Source organism: Fenollaria sp. (assembly GCF_057222035.1).
In genome coordinates this window covers 1-23,154 of record NZ_JBXXYC010000003.1, presented here as the reverse complement: position 1 = coordinate 23,154, position 23,154 = coordinate 1, and the positions used below count along the sequence as shown (strand labels likewise).

16 protein-coding genes, 2 tRNA genes and 1 other RNA gene are annotated in these 23,154 nt (G+C 38.7%); 14 read left to right on the top strand and 5 right to left on the bottom strand.

Translation table 11 applies throughout. The features are described 5' to 3' along the window. Positions 1–571: 571 nt before the first annotated feature. Positions 572–2,332, bottom strand: a complete 1,761-nt coding sequence (locus tag AC2UOP_RS03735; protein WP_484832678.1) for a DUF2207 family protein — start codon at positions 2,330–2,332, stop codon at positions 572–574. Next, positions 2,332–2,868, bottom strand: coding sequence for a LemA family protein (locus AC2UOP_RS03730; RefSeq protein ID WP_484832677.1), 537 nt, complete (start codon positions 2,866–2,868; stop codon positions 2,332–2,334). The genes AC2UOP_RS03735 and AC2UOP_RS03730 overlap by 1 nt, the downstream gene beginning before the upstream one ends. A 587-nt stretch (positions 2,869–3,455) precedes the next feature. Here AC2UOP_RS03730 and AC2UOP_RS03725 point away from each other — a divergent pair. Both AC2UOP_RS03725 and AC2UOP_RS03720 read left to right on the top strand, forming a co-directional pair. Next, complete coding sequence (locus tag AC2UOP_RS03725) at positions 3,456–4,916, top strand: alpha/beta hydrolase (protein ID WP_484832676.1); 1,461 nt, start codon at positions 3,456–3,458, stop codon at positions 4,914–4,916. A gap of 9 nt (positions 4,917–4,925) precedes the next feature. Continuing rightward, a complete protein-coding gene (locus AC2UOP_RS03720; protein WP_484832675.1) occupies positions 4,926–5,756 on the top strand; it encodes a mechanosensitive ion channel family protein in 831 nt (276 codons plus the stop codon). Positions 5,757–6,249: 493 nt separating this feature from the next. On the opposite strand, the gene AC2UOP_RS03715 is transcribed toward AC2UOP_RS03720, so the two are convergent. Further along, entirely contained in the window at positions 6,250–7,068 is an 819-nt protein-coding gene (locus AC2UOP_RS03715; protein ID WP_484832674.1) for a tRNA 2-thiocytidine biosynthesis TtcA family protein, read from the bottom strand. Then, positions 7,061–7,579, bottom strand: a complete 519-nt coding sequence (locus AC2UOP_RS03710) for an adenine phosphoribosyltransferase (RefSeq protein WP_484832673.1) — start codon at positions 7,577–7,579, stop codon at positions 7,061–7,063. The genes AC2UOP_RS03715 and AC2UOP_RS03710 overlap by 8 nt, the downstream gene beginning before the upstream one ends. Before the next feature lie 264 nt (positions 7,580–7,843). On the opposite strand from AC2UOP_RS03710, the gene AC2UOP_RS03705 reads away from it, so the two are divergent. From AC2UOP_RS03705 to ffs, 3 genes are all read left to right on the top strand, one after another. Continuing rightward, positions 7,844–9,745, top strand: a complete 1,902-nt coding sequence (locus AC2UOP_RS03705) for a stalk domain-containing protein (RefSeq protein ID WP_484832672.1) — start codon at positions 7,844–7,846, stop codon at positions 9,743–9,745. 136 nt (positions 9,746–9,881) lie between these two features. After that, a tRNA-Ser gene (locus AC2UOP_RS03700) sits at positions 9,882–9,975 on the top strand. Continuing rightward, positions 9,975–10,242, top strand: an RNA gene (gene ffs / locus AC2UOP_RS03695) — signal recognition particle sRNA large type. Before AC2UOP_RS03700 ends, ffs begins: the two co-directional genes overlap by 1 nt. A gap of 577 nt (positions 10,243–10,819) precedes the next feature. On the opposite strand, the gene AC2UOP_RS03690 is transcribed toward ffs, so the two are convergent. Next, positions 10,820–10,896, bottom strand: a tRNA-Pro gene (locus AC2UOP_RS03690). Positions 10,897–11,130: 234 nt separating this feature from the next. On the opposite strand from AC2UOP_RS03690, the gene AC2UOP_RS03685 reads away from it, so the two are divergent. The 9 genes from AC2UOP_RS03685 to rlmH all read left to right on the top strand — a co-directional run bounded on the left by AC2UOP_RS03685 (position 11,131) and on the right by rlmH (position 22,705). Beyond that, a complete protein-coding gene (locus tag AC2UOP_RS03685; protein WP_484832671.1) occupies positions 11,131–13,899 on the top strand; it encodes a phosphodiester glycosidase family protein in 2,769 nt (922 codons plus the stop codon). Between the two features lie 146 nt (positions 13,900–14,045). Beyond that, complete coding sequence (gene ftsH / locus AC2UOP_RS03680; RefSeq protein WP_484832670.1) at positions 14,046–16,142, top strand: ATP-dependent zinc metalloprotease FtsH; 2,097 nt, start codon at positions 14,046–14,048, stop codon at positions 16,140–16,142. A 15-nt stretch (positions 16,143–16,157) separates the two neighbouring features. Next, a complete protein-coding gene (locus AC2UOP_RS03675) occupies positions 16,158–16,844 on the top strand; it encodes a response regulator (protein ID WP_019214156.1) in 687 nt (228 codons plus the stop codon). Continuing rightward, positions 16,834–18,627 (top strand): sensor histidine kinase, encoded by a 1,794-nt coding sequence (locus AC2UOP_RS03670; RefSeq protein ID WP_484832669.1) that lies wholly within the window; start codon positions 16,834–16,836, stop codon positions 18,625–18,627. The genes AC2UOP_RS03675 and AC2UOP_RS03670 overlap by 11 nt, the downstream gene beginning before the upstream one ends. 91 nt (positions 18,628–18,718) lie before the next feature. Further along, positions 18,719–19,222, top strand: a complete 504-nt coding sequence (locus AC2UOP_RS03665) for a hypothetical protein (protein WP_484832668.1) — start codon at positions 18,719–18,721, stop codon at positions 19,220–19,222. A gap of 11 nt (positions 19,223–19,233) precedes the next feature. Continuing rightward, entirely contained in the window at positions 19,234–20,610 is a 1,377-nt protein-coding gene (locus tag AC2UOP_RS03660; protein WP_484832667.1) for a hypothetical protein, read from the top strand. Further along, positions 20,591–21,415 (top strand): two-component system regulatory protein YycI, encoded by an 825-nt coding sequence (locus AC2UOP_RS03655; protein ID WP_484832666.1) that lies wholly within the window; start codon positions 20,591–20,593, stop codon positions 21,413–21,415. Before AC2UOP_RS03660 ends, AC2UOP_RS03655 begins: the two co-directional genes overlap by 20 nt. 13 nt (positions 21,416–21,428) lie before the next feature. After that, positions 21,429–22,223 carry an MBL fold metallo-hydrolase gene (locus AC2UOP_RS03650; protein WP_484832665.1) on the top strand — a complete coding sequence of 265 codons (795 nt, stop codon included), beginning with the start codon at positions 21,429–21,431 and terminating at the stop codon, positions 22,221–22,223. Next, positions 22,223–22,705, top strand: coding sequence for a 23S rRNA (pseudouridine(1915)-N(3))-methyltransferase RlmH (rlmH, locus tag AC2UOP_RS03645; protein WP_484832664.1), 483 nt, complete (start codon positions 22,223–22,225; stop codon positions 22,703–22,705). The genes AC2UOP_RS03650 and rlmH overlap by 1 nt, the downstream gene beginning before the upstream one ends. Positions 22,706–23,154: the final 449 nt, after the last annotated feature.

The following is a 23,154-nucleotide window of genomic DNA, read 5'->3' as shown; positions in this document are numbered from 1 at the left end:
GAACTATCTTTTCGATGTACAATGGCGAGTAAAATATAAAAATAAACGAAGAATTAAATCATAGATAAAAGAAGAAGGACAGAGAAATAAAATCTCTGTCCTTGTTTATGTCTAGAATAATATATTTATTCACAACTGCCGCCGCCAGAACCGCAACTAAAGTTTGTCGAAAAAATGCGACAATTGGACGAAGTGGATTTAAATATCTAAAATATCTTTAAAAATAATTTATCCACAACCGTAAGTTCTTGAAATAAGGAAGAACCCCGTCCATAAATGGACGTGAACCTTTACGCTACGATGAATAAGGCGAAGTACAGCGAACAATCGACCGACTACGTACGAATGGTACGTGAGCAATGAGCCAGAACAAATAGATTTTACGGAGTGGTCTGCCTCTACCAGAGTTTGTAGAGCAATGAGCCTGATCAAACTTTATTTATACACACTTTTGCTGGAAAAATTGATGAATAAGGCGAAGTACAGCGAACGACCGACCGACTACGTACTAATGGTACGTTGAGGGAGGAAGTGAGTGAAACAAGCCTTAGTCGCAATTTTAACGCAAAAGCTATCGTCCGCCTCCGCCAGATCCACCGGCAGAAAATCCTCCGCCTCCACCAAAGGACATTCCGCCTCCGCCTCCATGTGAGGCTGATGAGGAGCGACTGCTTTGGTAGGCGTGGTTTACAGATGTGCCGACATTATTCACAACATGATACAAAATAACTGGGTCAAGACCTGTATATCCAGCGTAAGTGTAGCTCGGATCAAGGCTTTTAAACTTTTCCAAAACTTTTTCTCCAAGTCCAAACAAAGCCGCAAGCACCAAATATTCGTCCCAAAGTGCGACTTCTACAGCTTCACGCTCATTAATCAAAGTAAAATCTTTCAAAAATTTTATAAATCCTTTTTGCTTAATGGCTTCTTCACGGCCATGCTCAGTGAAAACATTGTATGAGAATAAAAATCCCGGCTTCTTATACAATAGCTTAGATTTTTCAGCTGCATAAAACGCATTTTCCTTGTAGCTTTTAACGAACCTTTCCGCAAGATCGCCGCGGCTAAAAGCCTTCGTTAGCTCATCGTTTCTAAGCACGAGGTCATCGCCTGATGCACTTGTAATCAGCTTATATAGCCACTCTTCCATCACGTCATCACCCTCGGGCGCTCTAATAATTTTAAAGCAATCCTCAATAACATCCTTTTTGAAAATCAGTCCCTTAGTGAATTTTTCCTTGATAAGCTCTATATTGCCGTCCTTAATCCATTTTAGAAAATATGCGGCGACCACATTTTTAACAGAAAAACTATCATTCACCGAATAAATGGCGCTGTTAAGCAAAATATTTCCATTCATCGGCAAATCTCGCCAATAGTTTACGTCTCTCGGTAGCCTATTCTCAGAATTTATCATGGATTTTTTAATTCCCGACATAATCATGGAAAAGATTGACGCAATAAAAATAAAAATCATCGGTATGACGATTGGGTTAGCAGTGCCAATAAATCTTGTGACGAAATTGCCATTATATTCTGGATAATAGTAATTGTCTTCATTATTATCATAATTATTTTCTTCTTCGATATCTTCTTCACGATTATTATAGTCAGAGCCTTCAAGTGCGGTATTCTTCAAATCTTCAAAGGTGCCACTACCTTTGCTAATGGGATGAATTATATCTTTATTAAGACCGAACAAAACTGTTAGGTGATTTTCTGGGCCAAAATCATTTATCTCGTGAACGACGACCTTGCCGCCCTCAAAAACGATTGGCGCGTCTGAGCCGAAGCCCCAAACACGAGCGTTGTTCTCGTTTATCTCGCCATTTTCCAAACTTAGCTCGAAAGAAACTTTTTCTGGAGCAGGATCCATCTGGTCATTGACGAAGCGAATGTTGAAGCCGTCCATATCATCAAAACTTTGGGCAGCTCTGTACATTTTATAATTTAATGTATAGGTCTTGTCTTTATTAAGTTCGCTTTTTCCAAAGCAAAGCTCGACACCGTCCGAAGTGCCGTGTATACCGCATTTGCGAGCTTTTTCGTCAAAGGTCCAATCGACGTTCCAATTGTCAATGGTCTCGTATGGGCCGTTCTCATCGGAAACTTTAAAATCCATGATGACTATGTCACGCATGTGGCTCTTAGGAATGAAAAATTCAGTGCCTGAGCCGGCTCTAGCCTTCCACACCTCAGTGACTAGTAGTGAGCCATCGTCCATAAGCGTAGCTTTTATGTCAATGGAGTGGATTTCATCTGATGATGCGTAGCAATTTATTGAAAATACTAGGATTATGGCGGCGAATATGCTCGCCAAAAACTTTTTCATTATCTAAACTCCAAATCCGGCATATCTTTTTTGGCTTCGTCTGTGCTCAAATATTCTTTAGGATGAACGTTTAAGATGGACGCAGCGATGGATGTTGGGAACATTTTCACAGCTCTGTTAAGCTTTGTAACTGAGTCGTTGTAAACCATGCGGCTGATTCTGACTTTATTTTCATAGTCATTGATCGAGTCCATAGTTTTTGTGTAAAGCTCAGAGGCTTTTAGCTCTGGATAGCTCTCAGCAACAGCATTTATCCTCGATAGAGCACTTCCAAGTAGTGCCTCGCCTTCCTTTACGTCATTTGCATTTTTAACAGCACTTCTCTTTTCGATAATGTCCGTAAGAGTTTCGTACTCATGTTCTGAATAGGCTTTAACCGCGTTAGCAAGCGCCTTTAGAGCGTCCCAACGTGAGTTTAAATTTACGGCAATGTTTGCAAAAGCATTGTCAACGTTTTCTTCAAGAGTAACTAGACTTCTTTGTGTTGAAATGAAATAGAACACTAAAAGTATTAGAACACCTAAGATAAATATCATAATATCACTCCTTTATGTATAGTAGTATATTTCGCAATTTTTAATTGAAAATTGTTTTTCTTGCACATCGAAAAGTGTTTTCCTTCGCTTGCTAGTCTACGAAAACTGATAATTTCTAAGCTTGTTCACACATCAAAAAGATAGTTCCACGCAGCTTAGTTCACCAAATTGACAATTGCTAAGTTCGTTCGCTTGAAAATTCATATTCGTTACGCTGCGCTCCACTAGATGAATTTTCGGGCAGCTCACTTCTCTAAGCAATTGAAGCAATTTGTCTCAATGCGCTGCTTTCGGAACATATCTTTTTTCACTAATGCAGTTTTCTCCGAATGCTTCGCTCGTGAAAATCACTTTTCTTTTTATGTAGCAAAAAAATTATTTGTTTGCGAAATTAATTTGCTTCATCAAATTTTCTTTGCAAAATTAATTTGATTTAATAAATATTTTTATAAATAAATCCTTGCTACTATATTTTACCCAAATAATCTAATTATATTCTAAAATTAGTGTATTTTATCAAAAATGATTTATCATAACAAATCCACACCGATATATGATATAATTTATTTATACAAGAGGTGTATGATATGTTTGATTTATTTAATATAAATGAAATTTTTTCTGATAAAAATAATAATAAAAAGAAAAAGAAAAATATTTTTGCTAGCAAGGCTAATAATAAGAAAAATCATGACAAAGCTATAAGAATAGAAAAGATTTTTAAAGGCGAGACCAATAGCAAAGCTAATAATAATAGGAAAAATCATGACAAAAAAAGCAAAATTGACAAGATTTTCAAAATTGACAAAATTAGTCAAAATAATAAAAATATTATTGCTGAAGAAAAAACTAAAGTGCCCGATGCCAAGCCCATCATCTTCATTCCAGGGATTTCTGGCAGTGAGCTCTTTACCATTGACGAAAAATATCTAAGTGATATTGAGCGCAAAACTGGGATGATATCTGGTGATAATGAAGAGCACGCAAAAAGGCTATGGCTGCCACAAGGCTACGATGCCAAGGAGCTTAACGAGGATCTCAAAATCACGAACGAGGCATACGGACTGCAAGAGGGCGACTTCAGAGGCTTAAAGGTTTTTGACAGGCACGTGGGACCGGGCGCTGCGAACGCGGTTCTTCTAAATGCGCTTCTCATCAAGTTTCCGAATAGGCCCATCTATCAATTTTCATACGATTGGCGTAAATCCAACACTTTGACGATGAACAAGCTCGACGCCTTTATCAAGACCATTCGCAAAAGAGGCAAGGTCGACATAGTTGCTCACAGCATGGGAGGCCTTGTTGCAGCGCACTATATCCGTGAACATGGCGGACGCGTCGACAAATTCATTTCGCTTTGCACGCCTTATGAGGGCGCGCCTCACGCTTACAACCAAATGGCGAGTGGAAATATTTTTGGTGGGATAAAAGATGTCATTTTGGAAAATTTATTTGGCATAGAAAAGGAAGTTGTTCAAGGCTACGATGGGCTTGTAGAGCTATATCCAACGCAGAAGATGCTTTGCGCCTACCCTTATCAAAAAATTTTAAATAAAGAAAATTTTGAAAAAATTATATCCAAAAAATATAAGGACTACGATGATTTGCTAGAAAAACTTCATGAGGCAGGTGCTTCCGAAGATTTTAAGCCACGCGAAATTCAAAGCCGCATGAAAAGCTATCTTGGTGCGCTTCGCTTCGGGCGTTTTTTGAAAAAAGCAAAAAATTATAGGCGCCACAGAAGTTTTTCAGAGCCCATCAATCTATTGTATAGGCCTAGAACCATGTTTATAGTTGGAGAGGGCATAGACACACAGGTTTCGGGCTACTACAGCGTGGATGATGCGAATGAGACCATAATCAAAGAGATGGTGACAAAGGAAGGCGATGGCTTAGTGCCAATGTTTTCAGCGTGCATGGGTCAAAGTCTTGACGAGATGCCAGAAGAAATTAGAGAAAAATTTCAAAAAATAAAAAGCACACACATGGGCATGCTCATGGATTTGAGGGCGATGGACGCCATGTGCAAATTTTTAAGCGAAGATTAGGAGGAAAGGATGCTAGAGAAATTAAAAATATATTTTACAAATGAGGCGGGAGCGCTAAATATTTTAGGAAAAGTCGCACTTGTGCTTCTTTACCTCATCATAGCCATCTTGGTTGTGAAAGTTATTGGCCTAGTCATATCGAGGCTTGCAAAGAAAAAATACGATAAGCTCAGAACCATCGGTGCGAAGAGGCTTAAGACGGTTCTAAGCGTTTTGAAAAGTTTCGCAACTGTCATAATTATATTTACATGGTTTTTGTCGGCGCTAAGGATTTTCGGGGTAAATACTTCTGCAATCATTACAACTGCTGGGATAGGTGGTATCGCGATCTCCTTCGGAGCGAAAAGTCTTGTTGAGGACATCATCAGCGGGATATTCTTAATGCTTGAAGATAGTTTTGCAATCAGCGACGACATCACAGTCGCTGGAAAGACTGGCATTGTCGAGAAAATCGGCCTTCGCACGACAACCATCCGCGATTATAACGGGGAATTGCACGTAATTCCAAACGGCGAGATAAGGGTCGTGACTAACAGGAACAAAAACATCCAAAGAGCGCTAATTACCGTGCCTATAGCCTACGATGCCGACGCGCAAATGGCGATGGATGTCTTGACTAAGGCGCTTAAAAAAGTTGACGACGACCACGCAGTTATTGAAAATGTAAGCGTTTGGGGTATCACTGATTTTAATAATAATGGAATAATTATCACCTGTGCTACAAAAACGATTCCAGGAGAGCAGTGGCGAATTGAAAGGGAAATGCGCAAAATTGCTTATGAAGAGCTTTCTAGGAATGGGATTAAAATATTGGATAAAAATATAATAGTCAATAAATAAGATAAACATAAGTAAAATGGCTGGATCACTCCAGCCATTTTGCATTTATATTATAATTTAATTTAATTTAATGTTTTTTTTAATAAAAAATTTAAATGCGACCACTTTTTATAAATTTTTCGAAAAATATCTTTTTTCATTTATTCACAAAACTTACATTTCATTACACCGAATCATAGTCCGACCATGGGACTTCGCAGAGCAAGGAAGAACCTCACCCATTTACAAAGCTTCGCTTTGAATGGGTCCCGAGAACCTTGGTGCAAGACACTTGAGCTGAATTGGACGAAGTGGACTGACGAAGCAAGCGATCCGTAAGATCAATCAAAGCTATGTTCGCTTCGCTCCATACCTTTGTGATCTCTGGAATAAGGCATGCATAGCCAATCGAACTTCGCAAAGCTCGTTCTCTTGGTGCATGGACTTAACCGTACACGCAGTACGTGAGCATTGCTGAGGAGGGAACGAGTTCAAGGGCTCGCTTGAATGCGAACTATTTAAGAATTTCTTCCCCAAGAAGAAATTCTTTGCCGTCAATCTCCCACTTAACACAAGAGTCCAAATTAATATTCATCGCGCTATTCAAAATATTTCTCTCTGCCATATTATTTGTCTCCATAAGCTTTGCGACAAGGTCTTTTATCTCGTAGCGTATATTGCCGCTTCTTTTCTTCGTAACAGAGCAGGCGCAGTCCAAAGCCTTGAGATCACTTCTCTTGAGCCACCTCTTAATATCATCTTCCTTTATGTAGTACATAGGCCTAATTAGTTTTAGCCCGTCAAAGTTTTGGCTATCAAGAATAGGGCGCATGGTCTTGAAAGTACCAGCGTAGAGCATGTTCATAAGTGTCGTCTCAACCACATCATTCATGTGATGGCCTAAAGCGACCTTGTTGCAGCCAAGCTCCTTCGCCTTGCCATACAAAGCGCCGCGGCGCATACGAGCACACATGTAGCATGGGTAGTCACCAGCAAGTTTTTCAGCGACTTCAAATATGTCCGTCTCAAATATTTGTAAATCAATCCCCAAAAATTTGCATAGCTCCTCTAGTTTTTCTCTGTTTTCCTTAGTAAAGCCAGGGTCCATGCTCACATAAGAGACATCGAAATTAAAAATCGAGTGCTTTTTCAGCTCTTCAAACATCTTCGCAAGAAGTATCGAGTCCTTTCCGCCGCTGATAGCGACCAAAATTTTGTCACCCTCCTCAATCAGATTGAAATCATTTATCGCCTTAAGAAATTTCTTCCAAAGCTCTTTTCTGTAGCTCTTGATTATGAAGCGCTCAATTTCTTTTTTTTCTATACTATACATTATAAGTTATCAGCGAGTCAACCTTGTAGCCATCAAGCTTGTCGCGGCCCTTTAAGTCAGTTAGTTCAATCAAAAATTCAAAAGCGACAATCTCCGCACCCATCTTTTCAAGAAGATTCTTCACAGCCTCAACAGTTCCTCCAGTTGCTAGAAGGTCATCAATTACAACAACCTTAGTACCAGGCTTGATCGCATCCTTGTGAATCTCGATAGTGTCAGTACCATATTCCTTTTCATAAGAGAAAGATACAGTCTTAGCCGGAAGCTTGCCCTTTTTTCTAACAGGAATAAAGCCAAGATCCATCTTGTAGCTAAGCGCGCAGCCAAGCATAAAGCCCCTTGCTTCAGGACCAACGATGTACTCAGCGCCAAGACCCTCGATATTTTTTTCCAATTCATCTATAGCGCATCTGAAAGCGTCCTTATCCTTAAGAAGCGTAGTTATATCCTTAAAAGAAATCCCTTCCTTCGGGAAGCCTTCGATCACCCTTATAGTGCTTTTTAAATCCATATTATCACCCAAAGAGTATTATACCACTTATTTAAGTTTATGGCAATGCTAATATATTTTTGATTATGATTATGGCTTTGCCACTACGGAAAATTTCTTCATTGATAGAATTTATATTAAACACCTTTAGCATAGTATAATATTATATTACATTTTGGTTAAAAAATGTTTTTTATATTGCAAATGGTTTAATTAAGATGTATAATATAGATAAGAAAGAAATTATTAGGACTTTCAAAATTATTCTACACGGGAGGTAGTAGTATGAAAAAGATTAGAAATATTTTGGCTATGCTAATGGTATTCGTGATGCTAGTAGCAGTAATGCCAATGAATGTATTTGCTACTGATTCACCAACAGAACCAGGAGCAGGACAACCAGCTGCAGGAGCAGAAGAAACAGAACTTCAAAAAGCACAAAAAGATGCTAAGAAAACTGTTAATGACTTAAAAAACATATCTGATACAGATAGGCAAACTGCATTGGGCGCTATTGAAACGGCTACTAATAAAGGTGAAGTAGATACGGCTGTAAATAAAGCGAAAGAAGCGGATAAAGAAGCACTTGATAAAGCTAAAAAAGATGCTAAGGACGAAGTTGATAAATTAAGTGATTTATCACAAGCTAATAAAGATGCAGCAAAGCAAGCAATTACTGATGCTCAAGACAAAAATGCTGTAGCAACTGAGCTTGGAAAAGCGCAAGCACTTAATAATGCAAAAGGAAAAGCAAAAGATGAAGTTAAAGATTTAGCTAATAAAGAAGCTGCATTACAAGCAATAGAAGCAGCTAATACTGTAGATGATGTTAAAGCTGCAGTAACAAAAGCAAAAGAAGACGCAAAGAAAGCAGCAGAAGAAAAAGAAAAAGAAAAAGAAGAAAAGAAAGAAGAAGAAAAGAAAGCTTTAGCTAAAGCTAAAACAGATGCTAAGGCAGAAGTTGATAAATTAGATAAATTATCAAAAGAAGATCAAGATAAATTTAAAGATAAAATTGATAAAGCTGATAAAAAAGATGATGTAGAAAAAATTCTTAAAGAAGCAAAAGAAAAAGCTAATCCAAAACCAGCACCAAAAACTGGCATTTACACTATAGACACAGGATATACAACTTATGGCAATATTGAAGTAAATAAGAGAACTGCTGATGCTAATGATGAGATAACTGTAACAGTTAAACCTAAGTACGGTTATGTAGTTTCTAGAGTTTACTTTATGGTTAATGGCACAAGCGTAGAACAAACTATTAACAATTATTACAATAGCTATTACTACGATAGATATCCTGGATACTATTACGGTGATTCTTACTATGACTACTTTAGTTACTATAGCGAATATAGAAACTCTAAGTACTACTACAATCACTACAGTAACTATCACGAATTCCTACGCTATGAACACAGAAGTCACTATTTGAACTACAAAAACTGGGATGACAGATATGATGACGACGATTACTACTATAACTGGTATTACTACAAACGTAACGGATACAGACCATGGTACTACGGACGCGTATATGACAACTCATTATACAATACAAGTGATAAATTCACAATGCCAAGTGGCAACGTTACTGTTTATGTAGAATTTACTGACTGGTCATACTATGGTTATTACTACGATGACTACTATTACTATAGAAACAAGAAAGACAACTATTACGAAAGACAAAAGAAGGCTGAAGCTGCTAAGAAGGAAGAAGAAGAAGCTAAGGCAAAAGCTGAAGCAGAGAAACTTCCACAAGTTTACGAAAACAAGGCTGTTATCGCTATCGGTTCAAACGTATTAGACAAAGTTAGCAAAAATGTTCACACTGTTCATCAAATGGACACTCCTGCTTACGTTAACAACGGAAGAGTTATGCTTCCTCTAAGATACGTTGCTGAAGCTCTTGGCTTACAAGTATCTTGGGTTCCTGAAACAAAGACTGTTATTATTTGGGATTTAACTCAAAGAGTTGAAATACCTGTAAAGTCTAACAGAATTATTGTTAATGGTATAACTTACACAAGCGATGTTAAGCCAGAAATTAAGAGCAGTAGAACAATGCTTCCAATAGCTAATATTGCAAGAGCACTTGGATTAATTGATGGTTCTGACATCATATGGGATCAATACAATAAACAAGTAACTCTAACAAGAAAAGTATTATCTAAATAATTTATAAAGTCCTATGAAGGATCCGCTCATCGATTTGGGCGGATCTTTTTTGTTTAAATTAAATATCTTGACAATGAAGGCTATTTATACTATAATGGTTAAGTCAAGTTAAAAAACTTTGTAAAACAATCAGCGTGGAGAGATGGTTGAGTTGGTTGAAGGCGCTCGCCTGGAAAGCGGGTATACGTGGTTTAAGCGTATCAGGGGTTCGAATCCCCTTCTCTCCGCCACGTGCTAGTTGGGAAGGTAGCGGCATCCTGTAACCATAAATCCGCTATATATGGAATGAATTCCCGACCAGAGGGCGTCTCCTGTGAGGCTTGCCCACAATAAGAGGTGTTGAACGAAGGGTTCTTGCGCAACATAAATCTTACGAACCTCGTCAGGTCCTGGCGGAAGCAGCGATAAGTATGTATTTGTGTGTGCCGCGAGGGTGCCGTTCGGGAGCTGTCTGTTGTGGTAACACTTGGGGGAGCCGTTCGAAGTCGGGTGCACTACATAGTAATCAAGGGTCAGTTTATAAAACTGACCCTTGTTTTTTATAGTGTTTCTTGTTAAAATTCGCCCTTACGCTCATTCGATTCTCGCCAATGCTCACGTACTCGCGTGTACGCTCCGCTTGCCTCTAATCTCCATTTCGCGTAATCATCGCATTTTTCCTAAGAAACATGTTTGATCAGATACGATTCAAACGAGCCCTTTAGTTTGATCTTAGAACTAAGTATTTTGGATACTTCGTACTAGCACCTCGTTTGCTCTGTGTTGCTTAAAGGGTAAGTACAGGGTTATTCACTTCCGCATATATGTATATGGATTAGATAGAAGATAAAAAATTGATCTAATTAATTAAAATAAGTATCGTGGCAATTATATTAACTAAAACAACAATTTTAATTAAATATTTACAAGAGAACAATACGATTTTGCGGAACAAACGAGATGATTGGACGATGTGGACTGACGAAGCAAGCGGAGCGTACATATGGTACGTGAGCATTGCTGAGGAGGGAACGAGTTCAAGGGCTCGTTTGAACGCAAAAAAATTAGAGAGAACGAATAGTTCTCTCTAAATTATGGTCGGGGTGAGAAGGTTCGAACTCCCGGCCCCATGGTCCCAAACCACGTGCGCTACCAAACTGCGCTACACCCCGCCGAAATATTACTTATCTATTATAACTTTCTAATAAGATTCTTGCAAGTGGAAATAAATCATATTTTCTTAACATATCTATTATTATTATAGTTTTTCTTCTATTTTCTTAATTTTTCATAATTTTAAAAAATCTATCTCCAATATTTCAATATAGTTACAATTGCCATATTTTTAACAAAAATTTTATATTTTGGTATATAATGGATGTGTATGAAATGAAAGGAAGGATATAATGAAATTTAAACGCATCGCAAGTATTGCGCTAAGCGCTACGCTTGCATTTTCGATTTTAAGTCAAAGTTCTTTAGCTTATATAATTAACGAAGAGAGAAAGGAAGAGTATCTAGCGAGCGGTGTGCATCGCGCGCACATCGAGAGATTTACTTCTGAGGGCTGGCAAAACTTAAATGTCTTGACTATTGACACGACTAATCAAATGAATGAGATTAAGGCGATATTCAATACTGAGGGTGTTTCTCACAGATCGAATGTTAGGGACATGGTCAATGTTAGTGGCGCTATCGCTGGTGTTAACGGCGACTATTTTAACTATCAACCGCATCCATCGACTCTTGGTATGATTGTCAATGACGGCAAGCTTATCAGCTCGGCTCAAGAGGGCAAGAACAAATTGCCTGTATTTTATCAAAGCAGTGCTGGCGACTCGCAGCTTGGATATATCGATCAATCTGTTGATATCTTAAATCAATTGACTGGTGCAAAATACCACGTTAGCGGCTTTAACAAGGCTTACGGCGGATACAAATATTTATCTCTACTAACAAGGGATTGGGGCAAGAAAAGTTTTGGAGCTAAGGCTGCGAACATGACTGAAGTTCTTGTGGAGAATGGTGTTGTCGCTGATATCAGAACGAACGGAGAGCCTTTTGATATACCTGAAGATGGCTATGTGCTTAGCCAAAATAACTCTCCTCTAGCTAGTCTTACTTTGGGTACGCCTCTTGAATTACAGGTAACATCAAATGTTGACTACAAGGCACTAAAATTTGCTATGGGTGGCGGCTCCATCATCTTGAAGAATGGTGTTGCTATGCAAACTAATATTGTTAACAAAGGAAGACATCCAAGAACTGGTATTGGTGTATCTCAAGACGGCTCTAAGATAGTCATCATCACTGTTGACGGAAGAAATGGCTACGCTGGTCTTACTCAAAAGGAATTTGGTGAAATATTTAAGAGTTTCGGCTGCTACAACGCGATGAATCTTGATGGCGGCGGATCGACTACCATGGTCAAAAAGACTAAGGCGATGGATAAGGCTGAGATTATCAACAAGCCATCGGGCGGCACTCCAAGAGCTGTTGTATCGGGCGTTGGCGTTTTCTCAAGCGACAATCCGGGAGCGGTAGCAAGAATTGAGCTTGATCTTGATACTGATAAGGCTTTTCCTGGCGTTCCTGTAGCATACAGTGTAAAGGCTTATGACGCAAGCAATAATCCAGTTAGAGTTGACGCAAATGCAGTAAGTGCAAGTGCTACGAATGGCGCATCTTGTGCGAATGGCTCGTTCATCGGCACAGCCGAAGGCACTTCACAAGTAACAGTATCTTATCAAGGAGCGAGTGACACTAAAAACATCGAAGTATTCTCTGAACCGGTTGAGCTAAGGAGTTCCACTGAAAAGATAAACGCAAAACCTGGCGATAAATTCACTATAAAGGATATTATTGGCCTAGATGATCAAGGCCGCAGCGCTAAAATTCCGACTTCGAGCATTAATTTCTCAATCTGGGGAACTGTTGGCTCTATGAGTGGAAACGTTTTCACAGCATCTAGCGATATTGGTTACGGCTACATCACTATGGGCTATAAAAATACTTACAAGAACATACCTGTAACTATTGGATTTATTTCTAAGCCGCTTCTTGATTTTGAAAATTTAAATAATATTAAGGCATCGAGCTTCCCAGCAGATAAGGTATCTTCTAGCCTAAAGATTTCAAAGGTCGCTAAGCAAGGAAGCGGAGCAGTCGAGCTAAATTATGATTTTTCAAAGCTTGACGACTCAAGAGCTGCTTTTATAAGTTTTAAGAAGGCTCCTGTTTTAGAAGGAAAACCAAAGAGGCTCGGCATGTGGGTTAAGGGCGACGCGAAGGGCGCTATGCTTAAGGCAACTATCAAGGACAGCGAAGGTTTTGCTGAGCAAATCACTTTCTCTGAAAAAATTAATTTTAATGATTATAGATATCTTGAGGCAGAAGTTCCTGACAACGAGGCATATCCATATACCCTTTTAAATATCTACGTTGGCAGCTCCAATAACTCTGCCATGGTTAAGTCAAAAATCTTAGTTGACGCGATCGATTTACTTTATGAACACAAATTTGAAAACGCCATAGACAATTCATCTGTATTAGCTGACGGTCAAAATGGCTTTGTTCAAAAAACTAGTGGCGGCGAATACCTTGTAGTTAGTGGCTATGATGCTAATCAAGACAAAAATTTCGAAGGCGCCAAGACTGCCATCATCAACAAAGTGAACAAAGTTGACACAAGCATTTTACTAAATAACTATGACAATGATTTTAAAAAGGCTGTTTCGAAAAATCTTCTTAAGAATGCAAATGTCTTCTCGACAAGTGCGACAGCAAATGCATTTATACTAAATCTTAACACTAAGAAGAGATCTTTAAGGCTATCGGACGCAAATGAGTGGAGCTACATCACATCAAATCTTAAGAATGTCACTCAAAATAACATTGTCGTGACTATGACAAGCCCAGTCTTTGGCAAGGGCGGCTTTACTGATAAGAAAGAGGCGGCACTTCTTCACGCAAAATTCAAGGAACTTGCCGAGATGGGTAAAAATGTTTACGTTGTGGCTGGCTCAAATGAAACATCTGTTAAAATGTTTGACAAAGTTAGATATATAAATGTATTTAACAAGCCTATCAAGACTAAGGCCGATTTAGTTAAGAGGAGCTACGTGCAATTTACTTTTAATCCAAATGCGAGCGCTTATGTAGTAACAAACTATTAATATGTAAAATATTTTATACAAGAAAGAACTGTGAGAGCAGTTCTTTTTTTATGCTCCGCTTTATTGAAAAAAAACGATTTTTGTGTTAGAATTAAAGAAGCTAAGTATATGCACATGGGTATATATACTTATAAAGGAGTGAAGAAATGAATAAGAACAATAAAAATAAAAAGGGACCTAAAAAATCTCTCATATATTACTATTTAGTTATACTTATCATTGCCTACCTTTTCAACATCTTCTTCATGAGGGACTTTATGAAGCCAGAAGTTGAAAAAGTTACTTACGATGCTTTTTTGGAAGCGATTGACGAGGGCGTTGTTGATAGAGTACAAAAGATGGGCGGAAACATTGTCTTTCAGCTAAAACCAGAATACGTGGCGATTCGTGATAAAAACAATGAAAAGAAATTAAAATTCGAAAAAGCAAAATTAGATAAAAATGGCAAGCCTATCATGGGTAGTGAAGACTCAGACAAAGAGGTCAGAGTCTTTATCACAGGCGAGTGGGACTACGCTGGCCTTACTGAAAAACTTGAGGCAAAAGGCGTTCACTTCGGTAGCGAGATTATCGAAGAGCCATCGATATTAGTTAAAATTTTAGGATTTTTATTACCTATAGCGACATTTTTGATTATGGGACTGATATTATCAAAAATATTATTTAAGGATATGGGAGGCGGCCTTGATAAATTTGGCTTCGGTAAATCAGGCGCCAAAGTTTATGTAAAGGGCAAGCAAAAGAAAACTTTCCAAGACGTTGCTGGCCAAGAAGAAGCTAAGGATATGCTTCTAGAGATAGTTGATTTCCTTCACTACCCAGAAAGATATGCCAAGATCGGCGCCAATCTGCCAAAGGGCGCGCTTCTTGTAGGACCACCGGGCACAGGTAAAACACTTCTTGCTCAAGCAGTTGCGGGCGAGGCTGACGTGCCATTCATCTCCATATCGGGTTCATCCTTCGTAGAGATGTTCGTGGGACTTGCAGCCAAGAGGGTTAGAGACTTATTCAAAGAGGCTCAAGAAAAAGCGCCTTGCATTATATTTATAGACGAGATAGACGCCATAGGCAAGTCGCGTGAAGGCAGTTTTTCATCAAACGACGAGAGAGAGCAGGCCCTAAACCAATTGCTTACAGAGATGGACGGCTTTGACTCGAAGAAGGGTATTGTAGTACTTGCGGCAACAAATAGGCCTGAAGTACTTGATCCAGCTTTATTACGTCCCGGTCGTTTCGACAGGCGTATACCAGTTGAGCTACCAGACCTTAATGGCAGAATCGCGGTACTTAAGGTTCACTCGAAAAACATCAAGATGTCAGACGATGTAGATTTCAAAAAGATTGGTCTACTAACAGCTGGTGCATCGGGCGCAGACCTTGCAAATATCGTGAACGAGGCGGCACTTAGAGCGGTTAGACATAAAAGAGATTTCGTTATACAAGAGGATTTACAAGAGTCAGTCGAAGTAGTTATAGTTGGATATCAAAGAAAAACTATGATTATATCAAAGAAAGAGCGTGAAATGATCAGCTACCACGAAGTTGGTCACGCGATAGTCGCAGCAGTTCAGAAAAAGAGCGCTCCAGTTGAAAAGATCACCATCATTCCAAGAACATCGGGCGCACTCGGCTATACACTACAATCTGATACAGAAGAAAAATTCCTTATGGATAAAGAAGAATTATTCAATATGATGGTTACTGCATCTGGCGGTAGAGCGGCTGAGGATCTAGTCTTTGGAGCGATTACAACTGGCGCAAGTAACGATATAGAGCAGATTACAAACATCGCAAGAAACATGGTTATGCGCTACGGTATGAGCGATGACTTCCCTATGATGAGCTTAATGAGCGAAGGCAATCGCTACTTAGGCGGCGCTGGCGAATTCACTGCAAGTGAAGAAACCTTTGCCAAGGTCGATGCCATAGTCAAAGAGCTTATCGCGAAGGCCTATGATGAGGCAAAGCGCATACTTAGCGAGAACAGAACAAAACTTGACAAGATATCAAAATTCCTTATCGAGAAAGAAACCATTAGCGGAGAAGAATTTATGAAGATATTTAATGAAGATGATAATGGCGATGCAAATATTTCTGCTGATGAAGATGATAAAAATATTGATACAGATGAAAATCATGAAAATATTGAAGAAAATAAAAATATTGAAGAAGAAAAAATAAAAGACTATACAGATGATGATGCCAAAGAGGGCATTATCATAGACGAAAATACTAAGTTATAATAAGGAGTAGGAGCTATGGGTTATATACTAATTGTTGACGACGAAACAACGATAACTGATATTATCGAGTTTAATTTACAAAAGGAAGGTTTTGAGACAAAGGCGGTTCACGACGGGAAGGAAGCACTTTTAGCTGTGAACGAGCACGAGCCAGACCTAATGCTACTAGACGTCATGATGCCTGAGATGGACGGTTTCAAGGCGCTTGAACTTTTAAGACAAAAGTATAAGTTCCCTATACTTATGCTAACTGCTAAAGAAGAAGAAGCTGATAAAGTCAAGGGTCTAGAGCTTGGTGCGGATGATTACATCACTAAGCCATTCGGCATAAGAGAGTTAATTGCGAGGGTTGAGGCGAATCTTAGACGTGCGCCTAAAATAAAAACTACAGAAAACTCCATTGTCATAGGCGACATAAGGCTTGATTTGACTTTATTACAAGTATTCAAGAAGGAAAAGCCAGTTGAGCTAACTCTTCGTGAGTTTGAAGTATTAAAGTATTTGATGCAGCATCCTAACGAAGTTTTCTCAAGAACTGATCTACTAAAAGACGTTTGGGGCTATGACTATATCGGAGACGTTAGGACTGTTGACGTAACAATCAGACGTGTTCGTGAAAAAGTTGACGAAAAATTATCAGACGACTACAAATACATCAAGACAAGAAGAAACATGGGTTATTACATCTCAAATGAAATTTAATTCGATAAAGTTTAGATTTGTAATCATCTATGCGTCGCTAGTACTCTTCGTTTTGGTGAGCGTCGCTGCCTTCATAGTTACAGGACTTGAAAATGAGCTGATGAAGGGACTTAAAGACGACATCAAAAAACAGGTCGAGACCATGACATCGACATCGAGATATTTCACAAAAGAGAATTGGTCCGATGAAGAGACCATAGAGCACATACAAACCGTTATTAATGAGAATAGATTTAACGCGGACGAGCTTGTCTACGTCATAAGTAATGACAGCTACCCATCAGTAATTGCGGGTAACGATGAGAAGACTAAATTAATAGTTGGCAAAAACGCTTACGATGTCGATACCATCAACCAAGCGATGCTACTTGAAGCATTAAAGGGCAATTTAAGCGAAAAGATTATAGGCGATGGCATTGACTCAGAAGTTCACCTAAGCTACCCAGTTGTGGCTGAGCGTGGACGTGTCAAGGGCGTTGTCTATGTAATCAGCTCTACGAGGATGGTTGAAGCGACCGTAAAAAAAGCGAGACAATTACTTACAGTGATCAGTATCGCGGCTATATTTGTTACCATACTTATCGCTTATCTACTAGCCGCGTCAATAGTTTCGCCTATCAGCAGCTTGACTGCGAAGGCCAAAAGACTTGCCGAAGGGGACTTTACTCAAAGGGTTGAAGTAAGGACTAAGGACGAGATTGGTAAGCTTGCGTCCATGTTTAACACGCTTACAGATGAGCTTAACAAGACCATTAGCGAGAAAGATTTGGAGCAAAAAAAGCTTGAGACCATATTTACCAACATGACAGAGGCCATCATCGCTCTAAACAATCATGGCGAGCTTATTCACGCAAATTCTGTTGCACAAAAACTTATTGATATTGATATAAAGAGGGACACGCAAAGGTATTTTAATCTTGACAAGATTGGCCTTTCATCGATTAATTTTGATAATCCATTTACCCTTGAAGGCGAAGAAGAGATAGAGCTTAAGGGCGGTGTTTACAAGATGACCTATGCACCTTTCGAAAACGAGGACTATAGTCTTGGAGGCATCATTATCATGTTCCAAGACATAACTAAGGAGCACAGGCTTGACAACATGCGTAAAGAGTTCGTTGCCAATGTTTCGCACGAGCTAAAAACGCCTATCACAGCGATTAGGTCTTACTCAGAGACGCTTCTTGAGGGAGGAGTGCCTGAGGAGATGCAAAATAAATTCCTTGGAGTTATCGAGAAAGAAGCGGACAGGATGAACAGACTTGTTCTTGACCTACTTCTTCTATCAAATATTGATTACAAGGGCGGCGAAGACGTTAAGGTCACTGAGCTTAATGAAAAAGTTAAGGATGCCATAGATAAATTAAAGATACTTGCTGATGAGAAAAAGCAAAAACTTATTTATTCTATCGCTGACGAGCCTCTCAAGGCACTTATCGATCCGGATGCGCTTGAACAGATAATCACAAATCTTATTTCAAACGCGATTAAGTACACGAATGAGAATGGTACCATCGAGGTAAAACTATATTCAGTTCTTGGCAAGGTACACCTAGATGTTATTGACAATGGTATCGGTATTCCTGAGAAGGACCAAAAAAGAATTTTCGAAAGATTCTATAGGGTCGAGAAGGGCCGCTCGAGAAAGATGGGCGGAACAGGACTTGGTCTATCCATCGCTAAAGAGATGGCGAACGCCTACAAAGCTGATATAGTCTTCACATCGAAGTTTGGTATAGGCACTACATTCACTTTTTTAATCGATGAATTTAAAGAAAAATAATAATAAAAATAAAATAAAAATAATTTAATACAACTGTAATATTAAAACCCTCCTTACTATGTTATAATAGATGTAGATAAGGAGGGAAGGTATGAAAAAGAAAGTCTTAATCTTTATTTTATGCCTTTTCATATTCACAATTGGATCAGTTTCTATTGCAAAGGATGCTTATGTATTTAGGGTTTCAAAACCTGATCAGGATATATACTCTACCATTGACGAAGCATTATTTATCAATGGCAGTGCGCCGAAGAACGTTAACGTCGAGATAAAGCACTACTTAGCAAGCGTTAGCTACAAAGACTTTGAAAGCTACAAGGATAAGTACACTAAGTTTGAGGATTTTAGAAAGCACTTCGAGGAAGAAATGATCAAAGAAGATGGATATGAAGAGCTATCAAAGACAAGTATAAGTGTTGGATCTTTAGGTATATTCTCTAAAAAGCTTAATCTTATGGGCGGACTTAACAAGATTGTCATAAGTGACGGAGCTAAGGCGGAGAAAGTTTTCTACATATACTTAAGCGATGCGGATAATATTTCTAAGAGCATAAGTTTAATGAAAACCATTGATCTAATAAAAAATTTGAGATAGGAGGAGCTAGATTGAGAGAAAGAATCAAGACAGCCCTTCTTTTTTTCTTGATTATTTTTGCCATATATTTAAGTTCAAAGCTATGGATAGACTTTTCTAGCGAGAGAAAGGTCGGTATTGAGGCAAAAGAGAAGGAGAAGGTGGAGTTAAAGGACTACATTAGCGCCGAGACTGCCATAGTCAATTTTTCAAAAGACAAGCACACTGTTTTAGACAACCCTGGGGAGCAAGGACTCTTCCAAAGTTTCAAAGGGTTCTTTTCTGATGTCTTTACGAAAAATGATTATAGAGTGAGCCTTATCGGCGAAGATGAGTACGAAAAAGCCATAGAGAGCTCTAGATCAGTTGTTTTCACTTTCATCGATAAGTTCCCACTAAGACTAATCGCAAGAACTTTTAATATCATGGAGAAAAATAATTTTATCAACGACGATAAGAATCTTAAGGAAGTCGCTATACTTCTTTATAGTGGCAGCGCCATGTTCAAGACAGATGCGTCCATATACAAGATCACAGAGCTTAAGACATCGCTTTCACTTCCAAATTCAATAGTAAATAATCTTGAGCTAAAACCAAATTTAACTTATTATTATAACGCATCGACTATACTTGGCGAGAAAAGCCCCTTATATATACCTTATCAAGACGAGTACGCAAGCTACATCTTTGATAAATACACGGTTGCGCACGATTTCGACATACTTGACAGGGACAATGCAAGAAGCTTTGCACAAAGATTTTTTAACAAAGAGTTTAAATATTTAAAAGAGCTTGAAGAGAAGGATTTCTCCAAGATATACAGCTACGACTCAGAAGTTATCAAGCTTAAGTACGACGGCTCCATCGAGTACTTCGATCCACTTAAAAAAATTTACAAGGAGAGAAATTTACTTAAGTCAATCGAGGCAGCCATAGCCTTTCTTCAAGACTATATAGATGAAGAGCAGCCACTAAAACTATCTAAGATAGAGGAAATTACTAGTGAAGACAGCCTTGGCTATAGAATAAGTTTTGACTATTACTTAGATGGTCTCAAGCTAAATTATGAAAAAGACTCCGACCACTATGCATCAGTAGATGTATTCATGGACGAAGTGCGTTTCGCCTCAGTTAATAAGGCAAGCTTCAATAAAGATTCGGCAGAAGCTTTTTATACCAAAAACATACTTGAATTAATCGATAAAAATGCTATACTATTCCACACAGGAACAGATGATAACCCGCTTAAGTCCATCGACAAGATCAGTATAGTCTATCTTGTGATGAAAGACGAGGATGAGGCGATTACGCCAAAGATTCGTATTGACACGAAAAAAGGCTACTTCATATTCGATGCAAAAACATTTAGGCTGATAAAGGAGAGAGATTATGAACTGGAACAAAGCTAAATCCATACTCCTAGTGTGCTTTTTGATTATAGATGCCGTACTATTAACCATGTATATGAAAAAAAATAAAGACGGCGGAAGTCTATCCATCAGCAAAGATGATGCAATCGAGATACTTAAAGCACAAGAAATAAATATAAACGAGAAAGAGCTCAAAAAAGGCGGCGAGTACAAGGGATATATACTTAAGTACTACGATTTTGATCTTGATAAGATTAATAAAAACTTTTTTAATGGCGAGGCAGAGCTCGATGACAGATACGATCTAAAACTATTAACAAAGGGCGAAAGAAGCGTCTCATTATCACAAGGAACGCTATTTAGCTACATGGACGCTTCCGATGAAGAAAAATATCCAGACATGAGCATGGATAAGGCCATAGAGCTTGCCAATGATTTTATGAGAGATAAAGAGCTCATGATTAGAGGCATGGTCTTTGACGGCGCTTACTTGGACGAAGATAGCTACCAAGTGCATTTCGCTGTCAAGCACGACGATATTTATTTAGAAAATTCATTTATTAACTTCACTATCGACAAAAGAGGCGTGAGGAGAGTCGACGCAATGTGCCTTGAATACATCAACACAGAGGACGAACTCTTTACACTTGCCGATGTGAAGGATAAAATTTTATCCATAATCGATAAACCAGAGGTAAAGGGCAAAACCATTGACAAAGTAGATATGTGCTACTATCTAGACCAAGTTACGCTCGATCAAGCGAGTGAACTTAAGATTACAAGGCTTAGAGCCGTACCGCACTGGAGAATCACTTTCTCAGACGGTTACAAGATGATATTATAATGAAGGGAAATATATGAAAGACTTATTAAAATTTTGTTCATTGAGCTCAGGAAGCTGTGGCAATGCGACCTACATCGAATATAAAGACAGCAAAATCTTGATAGATGCAGGGCTCAATGGCGTGACAACAGAAAACGCACTCAAAGAGATAGGTACAGACATCAAAGACCTAGACGCAGTTATTTTAACACACGAGCACAGAGACCACGTTCAAGGCGCAGGAATACTCTCAAGAAAGTATGGAGCCAAGCTATATGCCAACGAAAAAACCTTTCTTGCTTCACTACCACGCATCGGCTGCGTAAAAGAGAGCCACGTGCACATTTTTGATGGCGCATTTGAAGTGAAAGATCTTGTGATAAAGCCATTTAAAGTGTTTCATGATGCCTACGACCCAGTTGGTCTTGCCATATACGCAGGAAATAAAAAGGTCAGCATATTGACAGATACAGGCCTTGTTGATGATGGTATTGAAGAAGCAATCAAAGACTCAGACATTTATTACATCGAGAGCAATCACGACGAGAAAATGCTTGAGAATGGCCCATATAGCTACTACCTAAAGAGAAGAGTAAAAAGTTCAGAAGGACATCTGTCCAATGTTCAGGCAGCAGACCTGATTAAAAAGTCACTCAAAGACAAAAACGAATTAGTTTTTCTAGCACATCTATCGCACGAGAACAACACAGAAAAACTCGCTTATATGACAGTTTATAAAGAATTGCTTCAGTCGGGAAGAAAGGCAGACGACTTTAGGCTAAGAGTCACACACAGATTAAAAAGAACACTTTTATACGAGGTGGAATAATGCTAAAGATAGATTTCATAGTACTTGGGAAAATTAAGGAAAAATATTTAAACGAAGCCATAGACGAGTACAAAAAAAGAATTTCGCGCTTCGCTAGCCTTAATATTATAGAACTCAAAGATAGAGACAAGCCAGATAAACTCTCAGACGCCGAGCTTGAAAAGATTATAGATGAAGAATCAGAAGAAATACTTACGAAAGTAGATGAAACAAGCTATGTCATCACACTTGAGATAGCGGGAAAGCTTCTAACAAGCGAAGAATTTGCAGAAGAGATTAAAAACGTAAGCGTAAGAGGCTACTCCAAAATCACCTTGATTATAGGCGGGTCAAACGGCTTTAATAAAAAAGTCTCGAATAAAGCAGATTTAAAGCTAAGCTTTGGACGAATGACCATGAATCATAAACTAATGAGAGTGGTTTTGATGGAGCAGGTGTTTAGGTGCTTTAAGATAATAAACAACGAAGCGTATCACAAATAATTTTGTGTTCGTGCGAAGCACCAAGGTTCTCGTCCGTTTGGACGAGGTTCTTCAAATGAGCCCTTGAGCTCGTTCGATTTTTTTCAATACTCACGTACTATGTGTACGCTCCGTTTGAAAAAAATCTCCACTTCGCCCAATCATCTCATTTTTCCTACAAACTCTGTTTGATCTGGTACGTCCAATTCATCGTAGTGCGAAGCACCAAGGTTCACGGCCATTTATGGACGAGGTTCTTCTTTTCCAGCAAAATTAGTGTGATTAATTAAATAATTTAACACAAATAAAAAATATAGGATAGAGAAAATAATGATATGTACCCTCTTTACTGGACAAACCAGTAAGGAGGGTATTTTTATGCGATATAGTTATGAATTCAAAAAAGAATGCGTAGAACTATACAAACAAGGAAAGTGGATGGAAACGCCAGAAGGTGTCAAACAACATAT

Bases quoted from the DNA above. Each gene is read 5' to 3' on its own strand.
- AC2UOP_RS03720 (WP_484832675.1), top strand. From the start codon at position 4,926: ATGCTAGAGAAATTAAAAATATATTTTACAAATGAGGCGGGAGCGCTA.
- rlmH (WP_484832664.1), top strand. From the start codon at position 22,223: ATGCTAAAGATAGATTTCATAGTACTTGGGAAAATTAAGGAAAAATAT.
- AC2UOP_RS03650 (WP_484832665.1), top strand. From the start codon at position 21,429: ATGAAAGACTTATTAAAATTTTGTTCATTGAGCTCAGGAAGCTGTGGC.
- AC2UOP_RS03730 (WP_484832677.1), bottom strand. From the start codon at position 2,868: ATGATATTTATCTTAGGTGTTCTAATACTTTTAGTGTTCTATTTCATT.
- AC2UOP_RS03685 (WP_484832671.1), top strand. From the start codon at position 11,131: ATGAAATTTAAACGCATCGCAAGTATTGCGCTAAGCGCTACGCTTGCA.
- AC2UOP_RS03670 (WP_484832669.1), top strand. From the start codon at position 16,834: ATGAAATTTAATTCGATAAAGTTTAGATTTGTAATCATCTATGCGTCG.
- ftsH (WP_484832670.1), top strand. From the start codon at position 14,046: ATGAATAAGAACAATAAAAATAAAAAGGGACCTAAAAAATCTCTCATA.
- AC2UOP_RS03675 (WP_019214156.1), top strand. From the start codon at position 16,158: ATGGGTTATATACTAATTGTTGACGACGAAACAACGATAACTGATATT.
- AC2UOP_RS03665 (WP_484832668.1), top strand. From the start codon at position 18,719: ATGAAAAAGAAAGTCTTAATCTTTATTTTATGCCTTTTCATATTCACA.
- AC2UOP_RS03715 (WP_484832674.1), bottom strand. From the start codon at position 7,068: ATGTATAGTATAGAAAAAAAAGAAATTGAGCGCTTCATAATCAAGAGC.
- AC2UOP_RS03735 (WP_484832678.1), bottom strand. From the start codon at position 2,332: ATGAAAAAGTTTTTGGCGAGCATATTCGCCGCCATAATCCTAGTATTT.
- AC2UOP_RS03710 (WP_484832673.1), bottom strand. From the start codon at position 7,579: ATGGATTTAAAAAGCACTATAAGGGTGATCGAAGGCTTCCCGAAGGAA.
- AC2UOP_RS03725 (WP_484832676.1), top strand. From the start codon at position 3,456: ATGTTTGATTTATTTAATATAAATGAAATTTTTTCTGATAAAAATAAT.
- AC2UOP_RS03705 (WP_484832672.1), top strand. From the start codon at position 7,844: ATGAAAAAGATTAGAAATATTTTGGCTATGCTAATGGTATTCGTGATG.
- AC2UOP_RS03655 (WP_484832666.1), top strand. From the start codon at position 20,591: ATGAACTGGAACAAAGCTAAATCCATACTCCTAGTGTGCTTTTTGATT.